Genomic DNA, 14,287 nt, shown 5'->3' with positions numbered 1-14,287 from the left:
GTGTCCAGGTCGACGCCCCCCGATTTTGAGTAGCGCCCCAGTTTGGAGTCCAATTTCCTATCCCGAGGAGATTGGACGTGAAGAAGCGTTTTTCCGAAGAGCAGATCATTGGCTTCCTGCGCGAGGCTGAAGCGAGCGTGGCCATCAAGGACCTTTGCCGGCGGAATGGCTTCAGCGAGGCCTCCTATTACCTATGGCGCAGCAAGTTCGGCGGCATGAGTGTGCCCGATGCCAAGCGGCTCAAGGACCTTGAGGCCGAGAACACGCGACTGAAGAAGTTGCTAGCCGAGCAGCTATTCGAGAACGACCTGATCAAGGATGCAATGCGAAAAAAGTGGTGAGCGCACCGGCACGTCGTACGCTGGTGCGCGAGTGGATCGATCGTGGTGCTAGCGAGCGTCATGCGTTGGCAGTGATCGGCATGAGCGCCAGTGCACTGCGTTATCGCCAGCGCGAAGATCGCAACGTCGAACTGCGCGAACGCATCGGTGCGTTGGCGCATCACCATCGCCGTTATGGCGTGGAAATGATCTATCTCAAACTGCGACAGGAGGGACGCCTCGTGAACTACAAGCGGGTCGAGCGGTTGTACCGCGAGCAGCAGCTACAAGTCCGTTGCCGCAAGCGGAAAAAAGTACCGGTGGGTGAGCGCCAGCCGCTGCTTCGGCCGGCGCGGGCCAACCAGGTGTGGTCGATGGATTTCGTCTTCGACCGCACCGCCGAAGGCCGGGTGATCAAGTGTCTGGTGATCGTAGACGACGCGACACACGAAGCAGTGACCATTGAGGTGGAGCGTGCAATCTCGGGCCATGGTGTGACGCGGGTGCTGGACCGGCTGGCCCTCAGTCGTGGCTTGCCTCAGGTCATCCGTACCGACAACGGCAAGGAGTTTTGCGGCAATGCCATAGTCGTCTGGGCGCATGCCCGTGGCGTGCAGTTGCGACTGATCCAACCAGGCAAACCGAACCAGAACGCCTACGTCGAATCCTTCAACGGCCGGCTACGCGACGAATGCCTCAACGAACACTGGTTCCCAACACTGCTGCATGCGCGCACCGAGATCGAACGCTGGCGACGCGAATACAACGAGGAACGACCCAAGAAGGCAATCGGCGGCATGACGCCGGCTACTTATGCCCAACACTTAGCAAACACCCATATCATCAACTCTGGACTCTAAATCCGACCGCTATTCACGGCGGGGGGACGTCGAGCCCTCAAAATTCTTGACCTGCTGTAGGCACGCATCGGCTTGTTTGCGAGCTTTCGACAGAGTGACCTCGAACCCTGAAGGATCTGGGTACACGGCCATGATGGATTGGTCCCGGAACCATTGCAGCGAGAAGTCGACATCTTTGTCCGCCATGGCAGCCCATCCCTGATAAGCGGTGCTCGACTGTGGGGCCTGTTGCGCGCTAGCAGGGGAAAGCATCTCGGACCCGAGCACCAAGGCGGCGCAGAAGACAGAAAGTACGCGGCTCGAAGACGGGCGGTGCTTTGGAACGGATGCCATTAGATGAGAGCCTTGATAGATCAGGTAGGTCAGGCAGGATCCATGCCAAGCTCTTCCGCGACAGATGTTATCCCTACTGGTCGCACGGTGTCCGCGGACGTCCGAGGGGTGTCCGCCTGTCCGCAGGTAGACGCGCCACAACAGTTCCGCATACTTATTGAGGAAAGTCTCGCGCCTTTTGCAGCCGGCCGGGTCAGGCCAGCTGCATGAAGGCATTGGTCAGCGTAATCCGCCGGTGACCAGGATCTCCTCACCGGTCACGAATCGGGCATCGTCAGATGCAAGGAACGTCACCACGCTTGCGATGTCTTCCGGCTGGCCTGCACGTCCAAGGGGCGTCTGCGCCACGATGCCACTTGCCATTTCCGAACCGACGATGCCGGCAGTGATCGTTCCTTCAGTGATTACAAATCCTGGGCTGACGACGTTGACCCGAATCTTGCGGGGGGCAAGTTCCTTGGCTAACACACCAGAAACTGCGTTCACGGCCGCCTTGCTAGCGGTGTACAGCGATGTACCTGGCGATCGCAAGGTGGTGATTGAGGAGGAGATGTTGACGATGCTGCCTTCATCTTGAAGATGCTTGATGGCGGCCTGTGTGGTCATGACCATGCCTAGAACATTAACGTCGAATAGGCGACGGTACTGATCCTCTGTGACGTGCTCTACCGCTCCCACATCCCAGACCCCAGTGTTGTTTACCAGTATGTCGAGACGCCCGAACTGCGTCACCGCAGATTCAATAAGTGCCTGTGCTTCGATGGCGATGGAGATGTCTGCCCGGACTGCAAACGCATTGCCGCCTGCTGCGGAGATAGCCTCAACCACGGCATCTGCTCCCGCCTTGCTCGACGCGTAGTTGACCACTACTGATGCGCCTTCTGCCGCCAACGCCTTTGCGATGCCAGCGCCGATCCCCTTTGAGGACCCCGTCACCACTGCCACCCTACCTGCCAGCTTCTTCATGTTGCTATCCTCGGTTGTTACTTTTGACATCGACATTGACCAGAGCTGCAGAACGCACACCCTAGTCCCGTAGTTCGGATATTATGAACTATGGCCACCAAGGTCAAGCGCTGCAGAAAATCACCATGAGACCCTTACTTCACCCTGCTATCGAAGACGTTCGACCCGCCGCGATTCTCCATGCGCTGTCGGACCCCAACCGTGCGGCGATCCTTGCCAAGATCCTCACTGACGGCCATGTCGAGGCGTGTGCTTCTGTCGCCGAGCTGGGCGATCGCGTGATTCCGAAATCATCGCTGTCGAATCATTTCAAGATCTTGCGCGAGGCTGGACTGATCCGCAGCGAGCGTCACGGTGTTGAGATGCGGAACCATTCGAGATTTTCAGAAATCAACGCCCGCTTCCCAGGGCTGGTAGCAGCGATCATCAACGCCTATGCATCGGACAACGCAGATGGCGCGCCCAACTTGAAATCGTAGGTCAAGATCCTACGCTGCGTGAACCAGCCGCTGGTCAGCGACCGCGAGCGGCGGCTGGTACGCATACTGGAGTGGAACAATATCAGCCTAGCCAGTTCGTGCATTCATTATCAGTCTCACTCCTACACACGGCCTTACCAGCCCCGGAGAAGCCAGCGATCTGCAGCGCTTCAGTGAGCAGCTGCAACTGATATCAAGCATTGAACAGCAACACGGCGGGCGCAGTCTTTTAAACGCTCCCTAACCCCGATAAACATAGATGTGTCCACTTTAAGTGCGAGCGTTCGTCGCGCTCGTTGCGGACAAGATTGGCATGCATCGCGCCATCGCTCCGGACGCAGGTCTGCGGCGGCGGCTCGGCCCACTCTGCCACGCAGGACAGCACAGGCATAAGAAGGTTACTCAGTGTTTCGAACGAAATTCATCTCAACCGTGGGCTTCCTGGTCGGCACGTTCCAGCCTAGGCCATTATTTCAACGCCAAGCGATAACTGGTTAAGACGAATCGAGCTCGCCAGTAAAATTTGCACGCCAAATCATTAGTCAATCATTATCCAATATGCAGTCACGTATTTTTTTACGAAGCTCTCATGTAGCAGTGACGATTATAAATTTTATTGCGCTTCCAATAATCTTGAAACATTCGCTTCGCGGTTTCAATTTGCGTTACTAGGCAACAATATGATCAACGAAGATGTACGTTAGCCAGCTCATTAGTCGCCGGTCCGCTCCCCATGTCTGACCCATCCGCGCCCGATCATCTACAGCGCAGTCTTTCCAACCGCCACTTGCAGCTAATCGCCATTGGCGGGGCAATCGGCACCGGCTTGTTCATGGGTTCGGGCAAGACGATCAGCTTGGCTGGGCCTTCAATCCTGTTCGTCTACCTGATCATCGGCGCAATGCTGTTCTTTGTTATGCGTGCCATGGGCGAGCTGCTGCTGTCCAACCTCGAATATAAGTCCTTCATCGACTTTTCCACAGATTTGCTTGGCCCATGGGCGGGCTTCTTCTGTGGATGGACCTATTGGTTCTGCTGGATCATCACCGCCATTGCGGATGTCATCGCGATCGCTGCTTACGCACAGTTCTGGTTTCCGGACCTAGCGCCGTGGATTCCAGCGGTGATTTGTGTATTACTCTTGCTTGCGTTGAACCTGGTGACAGTGAAGCTCTTCGGCGAGCTAGAGTTCTGGTTCGCACTAGTTAAGATCATCGCCATCTGCGCATTAATCATTACTGGCGCGGGGCTGGTGATGTGGGGGTTCCGTTCGCCTTCCGGCAACCTGGCATCGCTGTCCAATCTGTGGAATGACAGCGGCATGTTCCCAATGGGAATTGGCGGGTTCTTCGCCGGATTCCAGATCGCAGTGTTCGCCTTTGTCGGCATCGAGCTGGTCGGCACCACTGCTGCAGAAACCGCCGACCCGCATCGCAACCTGCCTAAAGCGATCAATTCAATCCCTGTCCGAATTCTGATTTTCTATGTGCTTGCCCTGATCGCTATCATGGCCGTGACGCCCTGGCGGCAGGTAGTGGCCGGCAAAAGTCCGTTCGTGGAGCTATTCGTACTTGCCGGAATACCAGCGGCGGCAAGTCTGATTAATTTTGTAGTGCTCACCTCCGCCACCTCGTCGGCTAACAGCGGTCTATTTTCGACCAGTCGCATGCTTTACGGCCTTGCCGAAGAGCAAAATGCACCAAAGGGATTTGCGAAGCTCTCTCGTGCAGCAGTGCCAGCACGCGGCTTGCTGTTCTCCTGCGTTTGCTTGTTGTTGGGCGCCATGCTGGTGTACCTAATCCCCAACCTAATCACCGCCTTTACTCTGGTCACGACATTGTCGGCGGTGCTCTTCATGTTCGTGTGGTCGTTGATTCTGTGCGCTTACATCGCCTATAGGCGCAAGCGCCCGGAGCTACACGCAGTGTCAGCTTTCAAGATGCCCGGCGGTGTGCTGATGTGCTACGTATGCCTCGCGTTCTTCGCCTTCGTAATTGTCTTACTGACCTTACAGACCGACACACGCCAGGCGCTGTTGGCCAGCCCGATGTGGTTCCTGATACTGGCCGTCAGTTATCTAGCCAAATCGCGCAGCGCAAGCGAAAAGAAATGATAAATTCATCAATAAACGCAAGTATTCCTACCAAGGAGAGAGCACGCCTGCCGATTAGCATGAATTTCATTAATTTTTTTTGAAGAAGCCGCATTTGCATAAAATGCCTTTATTGGCTCCGCGCTTAACAAGCGCGGAGCTCTTATTTTTTCGTTGAATTCCCAATATATGCTTTGAATGAAATGGCATTCGGCGACCTAATGATACCCTCAGCCCCATAAGGAAAACTAATTTTTCGGCATTTTTTCCACACAAAGCAAAAATGGCTTGCGATTTCTTGCAAGCACAGTCATGTCAAAATATAAATAATGAAACTTATTGAGGATGAGTTATTAAGTCCTGCGGATCGATGGCGTCTAGCCATTCAGCGGCTCCTGCGTCTTGCGGGCTTGAACTACGCTCCCGCGCATAGTATTTCGCACCCTACAATAATTTTCTAATATTTTTTTAATAACTTTAGATATAAGCCGAACATCGCGTCCACCTCTCCAAGGCAATCACTGTGCGATACATCCTGCAAGCTGCCATCACGTTGACTTTGATCAGTACTTCTCTGCCTTCCTTGGCTCAAGGGGGGGCTGCTGCCCAACGCAGATCAAGCTCGCCGGTGAGCACGGTTACGACCCAGTTGCCCCGTTCCGCTAGGCCCACGCATTACGCGGTAGAGATAACGCCGCATGCCGATGCACTTACCTTTGATGGCAAGGTGACCATTGACGTCGTCGTGCTGCAACCCACTGACAGCATCACGCTACATGCGGCCAAGCTCACCTTTGTCAACGCCACGCTCACCCAGCGCAAGCGTGGCACGCCGCAGCCAGCCATGGTCAGCGCCAATGATGAGGAACAGACTGCCAGCTTCACTTTTGAAAAGTCGCTGGCGCCCGGTAACTACGTGCTATCCATCGCCTATAGCGGGGTGATAAACACCCAATCCAACGGACTGTTTGCTGCTGATTACCCGACACCGCAGGGCCCACGGCGTGCATTGCTTACTCAGTTTGAGGCGGCCAATGCACGCAACTTCATTCCCTCCTGGGACGAGCCCAACTTCAAGGCCACCTTTGATCTGGCTGTGAATGTACCGGCCGCGCAAATGGCGATCAGCAACCTATCGGTGGCCAAGTCCACAGCGATCGCCGGCGGATTGAAGCGGGTGGTGTTCCAGCGCACGCCCCCTATGTCCACGTATCTACTGTTCCTGGGTGTTGGCGATTTTGAGCGCGCCACGATCAAGGCCGAGAATGGCACCGAGATCGGCGTGGTGGCCCAGACCGGCAAGCTGGGTCAGGCGCAGTTTGCGCTGGAGTCGTCGCGCAACCTTCTGCATGAATACAACGCATATTTCGGCGAGCCTTACCCGTTGCCAAAGCTAGACAACATTGCCGCACCGGCACGCTACAACGCAGCTATGGAGACCTGGGGCGCCATTCTCAGTGCCGAAGCTTATCTGTTGCTGGATCCGGCAGTGGCTGGCATTGACGACAGGCAACGTGCCTTCGGCGTGGCCGCGCATGAAATCGCGCATCAGTGGTTTGGCAACCTAGTCACCATGGCCTGGTGGGACGACCTGTGGCTCAACGAGGGCTTTGCCAACTGGATGGGAGCGCGTACGACGCAGAAGCTGCACCCGGAGTGGGACAGCAACAACATGTTTCCAGCTCTGCGTAGCCGCAGTGCTATGCAGGGCGACGCATCTGCCACCACTCACCCGGTGGTGCAGCACGTGACCACGGTGGAGCAAGCCGATCAGGCGTTCGACCAGATCACCTACAACAAGGGTGAAGCGATCATTGCGATGCTGGAAGATTACCTTGGTGCCGAGCAATGGCGCGATGGTGTCCGGCGCTACATCCGCCAGCATCGCTACGGCAACACCACCACCGATGACCTTTGGCAGCAATTCGATGCCGTAGCGCCAGGCAAGCAATTCACTCACGTGGCGCATGACTTCACCCTGCAACCGGGCGTGCCCTTGATCAAGGTGCGCACCACCTGCACTGTGGGCAGCACCACGGTTGATCTGGAGCAGGGCGAGTACACGCTGGATCGCCCGAACAAGACGCCGCTGCGCTGGCGCGTACCGGTGGCTGTACGCGGTGCCAGTGGCACGCTCACGCGTGTGCTGGTGGACGGCACCGCGCAACTACAATTGCCTGGGTGCGGTGGGCCTGTTGTGGTTAATGCCGGGCAAAACGGCTACTTCCGCACGCTTTATTCGCCCGCTGATTTCAAGGTGCTGCGCACAGGTTTCTCCACATTGCCGGTCGTGGATCAGATGGGCGCACTGATGGACACCAGTGCGCTTGCCACCAACGCCCTGCAACCGGAGGCCGACCTGCTCGATCTCACCACCAGCGTGGCATCCACGGCACCACCAGACGTGTGGCAGGTGGTGGCCGAGCTGTTCGACGGAATCGACACGGTATTCGATGGCGCGCCCAAAGAGCAGGCCGCATGGCGTAGCTACGCGGCGTCGCGGTTGACGCCAGCTTTTGGCAACCTGGGCTGGGACAGCCGCGTCAACGAGCGCAGCCAGGTGAAGCTAGCGCGCGCGCAATTGCTCAGCGCGCTGGGCGCCATGGGCGAGCCTGCCATCGTCGCAGAAGCGCGGCGCCGCTTTGTCGCGTTTGAATCCGATCCCGATGCATTGCCGCTTGATCTGCGTAAGAGTGTGTTGGACATCGTGTCCCGCCATGCCGACGCCGCCACATGGGATCGTCTACACGTTCTGGCCAAGGCACAGACCAGCAACACGCTGCGTACGCAGTACTACGTGCTGCTTGCGAATACGCAAGATGCTGCGCTGGCACAACGTGCACTTGACCTAGGCATGACCAGCGAGCCTGGCGGCAACATCGGCATGCGCATGATTTCGCAGGTGGCACGCCAGCACCCGGACCTGGCGTTTGACTTCGCAGTCGCGCATCGCGAACAAGTAGACACACTGATCGGCGCAACCTCCCCCAGCGGCTTCTACACGCGCCTGGTTGCCACCTCGGCCAACCGGCAGACCGCCGACAAGGTCAAGGTGTACGCAGACCACTATCTTGAGCCAGACGCACGCAGCAATGCAGAAAAAGCCATCGCCGCCATTCAAACGCGCGTCACGCTGAGAGAGCGACGGGTTCCGGAAATTGAAGCTTGGCTGAGAGGGCGTAAAGAGTGAGTGCATTTACAGATGCATCGTTCTGTTGCTGCTCGCCCCATGCCCTCAGTCCAAATCAAGTGGGGCTGAGGCTGGTTGATGGACTAAAGAGCGATCTAGCGCTTCACCCTTTGTTTCCATTTACATTCAATTAAAATCGTCTAAAAAAATATCTATTCAACGCAAATTACGAGTCACCCACCTTAACGACAACGCACAATTGGTCCGGAAAAATGCTATCAATAGCATGTATTGCTTTTGGTAGTGCAGCTCTTTATTGCTAGCGCAATCTTTTATTAAAAATCAACAGGCCTGATACAAAAATCATGGATTCATATAGAAAATACTTGAATTATTCAGGCGTGATTTGTCGAGCGCAGTTTTTTTACTAGGTCGCGCCTGCCCAATGCTCCAATGATCTCAACAACATGGCGCGGCATCAATCCACAGCAAAACAGGCTTAGCTCGGGCCGGCTGAGGCTTGGCATCCGGGCAACGAGCAAGCGCTTGCCGCCGACTCGTTGCTACCGTTTTTTCGACAGCGTAGTGATTGATGAAGATAATGGACGTCGCTGGCGCATTCGTATTGCACGTCCATGTGTGCAGCCACCCAGCCGCGGTTTTCCGTCCCTGTGGATGCTGGACGGTAACCGGGCGCTTACCCACTTCGATACCGTCTTGCTGTGCCGGTTGTCGCAGCTGCCGGCGCCGCCCGTGCTGGTGTTTATCGATGCCGACCACGACCTGCTGATCGATTTGCCTACCCGCGCTCGCGATTATACGTTCCAGCCGGCCGACCATCCGTTTCTTAAAGCTCCCGATGCGCCAGACGGGCTGGTAGGTGGCGGCGCGCAAGCATTGCTCAATGCTCTGCTGCTGAAAGCAATGCCTGCTATCACACACCACGTGCGGTTGGATCACAGTAGGCAGGCGCTGTGGGGACACTCATTGGCCGGACTGTTCGTGTTGCACGCGTTGTATGCCGGCGACGGCCTGTTCACCGATTTTGCCACTGCCAGCCCATCACTATGGTGGGGGCAAGGCGCACTGTTAGGCACGCCCGAGGAGCACTTCATTGCAGGCGGGTCGCACTATCCCGCGCGTATATGGATATTTCTCGGTGGAGCAGAGCGAGCCGGCCAGATCGATCCGCGTAGCCGTGAACGTCCTGATCACACAGACTTATTGACTGCAATTCAAGGCGCGCCAGCTGATGCAGCATTGCATCTGGCAAGGCGCCTGGCGACGCTGCCAGGTCTTGCAGTGCGCTACCGCGAGTTCCCCGCCCTGCATCATGCGGCAATGTTCCATGCTTCATTGCGCGCGGTATTGCAACACATTGTCGGACTCCCGAGCCGGGGGCCTCGTAACCGCGGGTTATGAGTCGGTCGGGCTGTCGATGGCTACTACTGGCAAGCAAGTCAAAGCCGGCATGTCCCACACAGCTGTACTAAACGGCAATCGTGCGCTTCGCGCATGCAGCGGGAACTTTGCGGACGGCAGGAACAGGCGATTCTCCGGCGCGTGGATGTCGAATCGGCCAGTCTCTTGAAGCTTCGCCAGCAACTCGTTGTTCTTAAGCGTCTGCTGCTCGATGTTGTGGTGATCTTGAAAAAGCGTCCGGTAGTTCGGCATGACTCAGGCTCCTTCCTATTGGCTCGCGGCTCGCTTCAACGGTTCACGACGTCGTAGAACCAGAGGCCGTCCGATTGGCCTTCGTTGCCAATCCCCGCTGCCTCAACAGCGTCCTTGAACACCCGATCGCAAAAAACACCGCCATGGAAGGGAAGCCTGAAAACGTGGGCCTCTCCAAGCACGTCCCGTTTAAAAGCCAAACGACTCCCACCGGCCAAGCTGTAATACCTTCCGTCCTCATAGTCATCGCTGATCTTGATATCGAGCTCGGAGGCTTCCTCGTCCAAGGCATCCAACGTCCGCACGACATCGCAAAGGAAGACGGTCGGCCCCCTGGAGCCATCGATCAAGCGATAGTCGGCGTCAGTGAAAACGAAGGCATCTGCGTCCACGGACTCCATCACTTGGCGAAGCCGTTGGGAGACCAACCAGTACCCACTGAAGCCACCCTCCAGATCCTGCGGCAATCCCCCTTCGCTGGGGATATAGACCAGGCGCGGAGTCTCGTGCAGTGGGGGAAACCCACCCTCGTCTGGCTTCAAGATGAGCCGCGGAGGCGACAGCAATGCCTTCTCGTTCTCGAAGACCACGCCGTGACCTTTTCCACCTCGGCGGGCATCGGGACGCAACTGGAAGAACTCACCGACCTTGGGTTCGTTGATCGTCTTCTTTTCCATGTATCCGGTCTCCTCCATGTAGCCGCCACCCCATTTTTCTGCGCAAAAGTTTACCGCTCTAACCTTGTCCGTGCGACGCCCACAGTCCTGGATAGCGACTGGATCCAGAACGGCTAACACCCCCTCCTTGAACAATGTCTTTTAAGTATTTTGTACGCATGATCTGCAACAGGAGTCGGATGCCGTTACCGGCGCCTGCTGGGTTATTGACACGTGTTGCGCTGCATCGCATGACCGCCATATCGCTGCTGTGCGCGGCCGAATTGGTGCGCAATCGGCAAGCAACACGATGATGTCCGCACATACTTCACACCTGCTTGACAGACCCAAGCATGAGGTCTATCACTGGCTGCGGTCGGCAGTCCACGCCATCGGCGATCGGTACGACTCATCGACGGCAAAAGCGTTTCCACGCGGCACGCACACTGGGAGAGGATTGTATGCAGCAGCGTCGTATCCACCCGCGTATCCGCGTTGCCGTGATCGCTGCCCCGAGGGTGCAGCGCGCATGACCAAGCACTACAAATTGAGCGCCATGCGCTCGCGTTCCAAATGCATCGCCGGCTACTCGCCGCCACGCCACTGACGCCTGCAACGCTGTTCTAGCTGGCAGACGCTCCGGCGCAATTCCCGTTCGGTCTTTCGCACACGCATCGCGCGTGGCGTTTATTGCCGTGCGCGTGTATCGCCGTGCAGATCGTCTGCCCTGACACAAGGCATCGCAAGGCCGTTACCCCCTGGTAACGCGGCCCAGCATCTGGCGAGGTGGCATGTGCATAAGCATGAGCGTTTGACCCGTAAGCAATTGATCGTGGCGATCCTGGCCGTGACCGGCATGGCCTCGGCCGCAACTGCGTTGGCGGGCACGGTGGAGGGAACCCTCAAGGAACGCAGCAGCGGCAAACCGGCTGCCAATGCGAAAGTACGCATCGCCGGCACCGCGTACAGCGCGGTGGCCGATGCGGGCGGGCACTTTGTCATCCACGACGTACCTGCCGGGCAGTACGCACTGAATCTGGACTACCCCGGTTTCAGCGCAGCCGACACCAGCGTACAGGTCGGCGACAGCGGCAACGCTGCGGTAACCATCGCACTGGACGAGGTCAAGCAATTGAAGGCGATCAGCGTGGTGAGCAACCGCTACGACGCCAGCGATCTGAAGATCAATGCCGCCAATACCGTCGATGTGCTGTCGGCCAACGATCTGCAGCGCACCGCTGTGCACAACGTGGCCGAAGCGCTGGGCCTGATCGCCGGCATCAACATCACCAGTACCGGCTCGGGATACTTCGGCGGCATCGATGGCGCCGCACGCGGCGAAGGCATGTTCGCCTCGGTGCGTGGGTTGCCGTCCGAATACAACGTCAACATGATCGACGGCGTCACCGTGGCGCAAGGCATGCCGTATAGCCGCAGCGTGCAACTGAGTTTGTTGCCGCCCACCGGCCTGCAGACCATCGTGGCCAACAAGACCTCCACCGCCGACATGGACGGCGATGCGATCGGCGGCACGCTGGATTTCCGCACCCCCACCGCCTACGACTTCAAGGACGTGAGCAGCGGCAGCGTTACCGGTAGCGGCCGGGTGGAAAGCCGTGCGCGCGATTACGGCGGCGATGGATTGGGCGGCGGGTTTGGCGGCGAGTTCCAGCACAAGTTCGGCGACGCGCAGCAGTTCGGCGTGTATGCCAGCGCCTACTACGACTACCGCACCACCACCAACAGCGAAGTGGCCGCCGCCACCAGCGCGCTCAACGATGGCTCGTGGGAGTACTTGAACACCGATGCCAGCGGCGGCAACGCGGCCGGCTTCGATCCGCAACACAACCTCACCAGCACCGGCATGAATGTCGGTATCGCCGCGGGATGGGAGCGCCGTTACGGCGGCAATGCCTCGTTCGACTGGCATGTGGACGACAGCCTGTCGCTGTACGCGCGCATGACCTACGCCTACGCCAAGACCGAGCAAGGCACCACCTTCGTGCAGTTGCTACCGCAGGATGTGCGCTACGTACCGAGCGGCACGCCGGGAGGTTTCACGCCCGACATCGGCCGCATCGCGGCGCGCTTCTGGTACGAAACCAATCCGGAAATCGCCGACCTGGCGACCTTCCAGATCGGCGCAAAAAAAACGGCAGGCGGCTGGACCTTCATGCCCAACCTGTTCTACAGCTTCGGTGACAACGACCGCCCCGACCATGTCGAAATCGACGGGCGGCAAGACAAGTTCACTCAGGACAACTACGCCTATTCCGGCAACACGTTCGTGCGCTACGGCGGCGGTGCGTTCCCGTACCCGCAGCTCACACCCGCACTGCTGGCGCAGGTCAACAATATCCCCTCGTTGTTTGCCAGCAGCTATGGCGAGCAGACCAAGATCTACTCCGGCCAGAAGAAAGGCGGCGCGCGTTTCGATACCCGCTACGACTTCGAAGATGGCGCGCTGCGGTCGGTGCAGTTCGGGGTGAAGTACAGCAAGAGCAGCCGCCGCTACACCAATCGCGACTGGTATACCGGTGGCGTGGATGGCGCCACCATGCTGGGCGACCTGGGTATTTTCACCGGCACCTATGGGTCGATCTTTCCCGGTAAATACGCCTGGAACACACCGCGCGTGAGCGAAGCGGCGGTGGCCGGCGTGATCGCCCAGCATCTGACCGACGATGACCTGGACACCTGCGGCAGCGCGTTCTACGTCAACAACTTCAACTGCAACACCATGCGCGGCACCGAGGCGGTCAGCGCCGCCTATGCCACCGCCACCTTCACTGTGGGCAACCTGGATATCGTGCCGGGCGTGCGCTTCGAACACACCGGCATCGACAACACGTTCTGGGTGAGCCCGGTGGATGCGGACGGTAACCAGATCGTCGGTTACTTCGACCACAACAGCACCTCCTACAACGAACCGCTGCCCAGCGTGTTCCTGACCTGGCGGCCGAATCTGCGCACCGCGTACCGTGCGTCGCTCTGGACCAGCTACACGCGCCCGGCGTTCGTGCAATTGGGCGGCGGCAGCCAGATCGACATCTCCAATGGCGTCACCACCATCACGCAAGGCAATCCGGATCTGAAGCCGATCGAATCGACCAACCTGGATCTATCCGGCGAATGGTCTACCGAACGCGGTGGGTTCTTTTCGCTGGCCGGCTTCTACAAGCAGCTGCGCAACTACATCTACGACGCCGGCTCGGCCCAGGCCAACGGCAGCACCACCGGCAGCGGAACGGTGCTGTACCACATGCCCACCAATGGCGGCGACGGCAAAATCTACGGGGTGGAACTCAGTGCGCGGCAAAAGTTCCAGGACCTGCCGGCGCCGTTCGACGGCCTGGGCATCAGTGCCAATGCCACCCGCCAACACGCGCGCGCCGACCTCGGGCTGGACGGCTTCGACAACGAACACATGCAGTCGGCGCCGTCGGCGATGGCCAACCTGGAACTGTTCTACGAACACAGCGGTTTTTCGTTGAACCTGAGCTATCACTTCAGCAGCTCGTACCTGCTGGGCTACGACTTCCTGCATGAAGGCGCACCGTGGAACGACCTGTGGGCACGCCCGACCCGGCGCGTGGATCTGCACACCGGCTACCGCTTCGACAACGGCGTGAGCATGGACATGTCGATCTCCAACCTGACCAAGGAATACAGCTACTGGGCGCATGTGGGCCGCAGGAATCTGGCGATCTCCGACATCGTCGATGCTGGCAGCACAGCGCTGTTGACGGTGAAGTACGCGTTCTAGCGCAGCGGTGC

Annotated in this window: 9 protein-coding genes; 6 read left to right on the top strand and 3 right to left on the bottom strand. The window is 58.2% G+C overall.

Going from position 1 to position 14,287, the window contains the following annotated elements; genetic code table 11:
• Positions 1-77 precede the first annotated feature (77 nt).
• A protein-coding gene (locus VC212_RS09600; RefSeq protein ID WP_323515424.1) for an IS3 family transposase occupies positions 78-1,180 on the top strand; the annotation gives its coding sequence in 2 pieces (ribosomal slippage) (positions 78-336 and positions 336-1,180; 1,104 coding nt in all).
• 552 nt (positions 1,181-1,732) lie between these two features.
• On the opposite strand, the gene VC212_RS09595 is transcribed toward VC212_RS09600, so the two are convergent.
• Positions 1,733-2,479 carry a glucose 1-dehydrogenase gene (locus tag VC212_RS09595; protein ID WP_055850364.1) on the bottom strand — a complete coding sequence of 249 codons (747 nt, stop codon included), beginning with the start codon at positions 2,477-2,479 and terminating at the stop codon, positions 1,733-1,735.
• A 125-nt stretch (positions 2,480-2,604) separates the two neighbouring features.
• On the opposite strand from VC212_RS09595, the gene VC212_RS09590 reads away from it, so the two are divergent.
• The 4 genes from VC212_RS09590 to VC212_RS09575 all read left to right on the top strand — a co-directional run bounded on the left by VC212_RS09590 (position 2,605) and on the right by VC212_RS09575 (position 9,602).
• The gene (locus VC212_RS09590; protein ID WP_323525949.1) at positions 2,605-2,958 is read left to right on the top strand and encodes a helix-turn-helix domain-containing protein; all 354 of its coding nucleotides are present in this window, start codon (positions 2,605-2,607) and stop codon (positions 2,956-2,958) included.
• A 733-nt stretch (positions 2,959-3,691) separates the two neighbouring features.
• Positions 3,692-5,071, top strand: a complete 1,380-nt coding sequence (cycA, locus tag VC212_RS09585) for a D-serine/D-alanine/glycine transporter (RefSeq protein ID WP_055849258.1) — start codon at positions 3,692-3,694, stop codon at positions 5,069-5,071.
• Between the two features lie 502 nt (positions 5,072-5,573).
• Positions 5,574-8,240, top strand: coding sequence for a M1 family metallopeptidase (locus VC212_RS09580; RefSeq protein WP_323515427.1), 2,667 nt, complete (start codon positions 5,574-5,576; stop codon positions 8,238-8,240).
• Between the two features lie 393 nt (positions 8,241-8,633).
• Positions 8,634-9,602 (top strand): alpha/beta hydrolase-fold protein, encoded by a 969-nt coding sequence (locus tag VC212_RS09575; protein ID WP_323515429.1) that lies wholly within the window; start codon positions 8,634-8,636, stop codon positions 9,600-9,602.
• Here the strand turns inward: VC212_RS09575 and VC212_RS09570 are convergent.
• On the bottom strand, positions 9,597-9,854 hold the full coding sequence (locus tag VC212_RS09570; RefSeq protein ID WP_055849253.1) for an AHH domain-containing protein: 258 nt from the start codon (positions 9,852-9,854) through the stop codon (positions 9,597-9,599). The genes VC212_RS09575 and VC212_RS09570 overlap by 6 nt on opposite strands.
• A gap of 35 nt (positions 9,855-9,889) precedes the next feature.
• Complete coding sequence (locus VC212_RS09565) at positions 9,890-10,531, bottom strand: DUF1629 domain-containing protein (RefSeq protein ID WP_115560292.1); 642 nt, start codon at positions 10,529-10,531, stop codon at positions 9,890-9,892.
• 835 nt (positions 10,532-11,366) lie between these two features.
• Between VC212_RS09565 and VC212_RS09560 the strand changes: the two genes are divergently transcribed.
• On the top strand, positions 11,367-14,276 hold the full coding sequence (locus tag VC212_RS09560) for a TonB-dependent receptor (protein WP_323515437.1): 2,910 nt from the start codon (positions 11,367-11,369) through the stop codon (positions 14,274-14,276).
• Positions 14,277-14,287: the final 11 nt, after the last annotated feature.

Source organism: Xanthomonas sp. WHRI 8932A (assembly GCF_035012785.1).
Taxonomy (GTDB): Bacteria; Pseudomonadota; Gammaproteobacteria; order Xanthomonadales; family Xanthomonadaceae; genus Xanthomonas.
The sequence above is the reverse complement of the archived record's forward strand: the minus strand, read 5'-3'. Positions and strand labels throughout refer to the sequence as shown.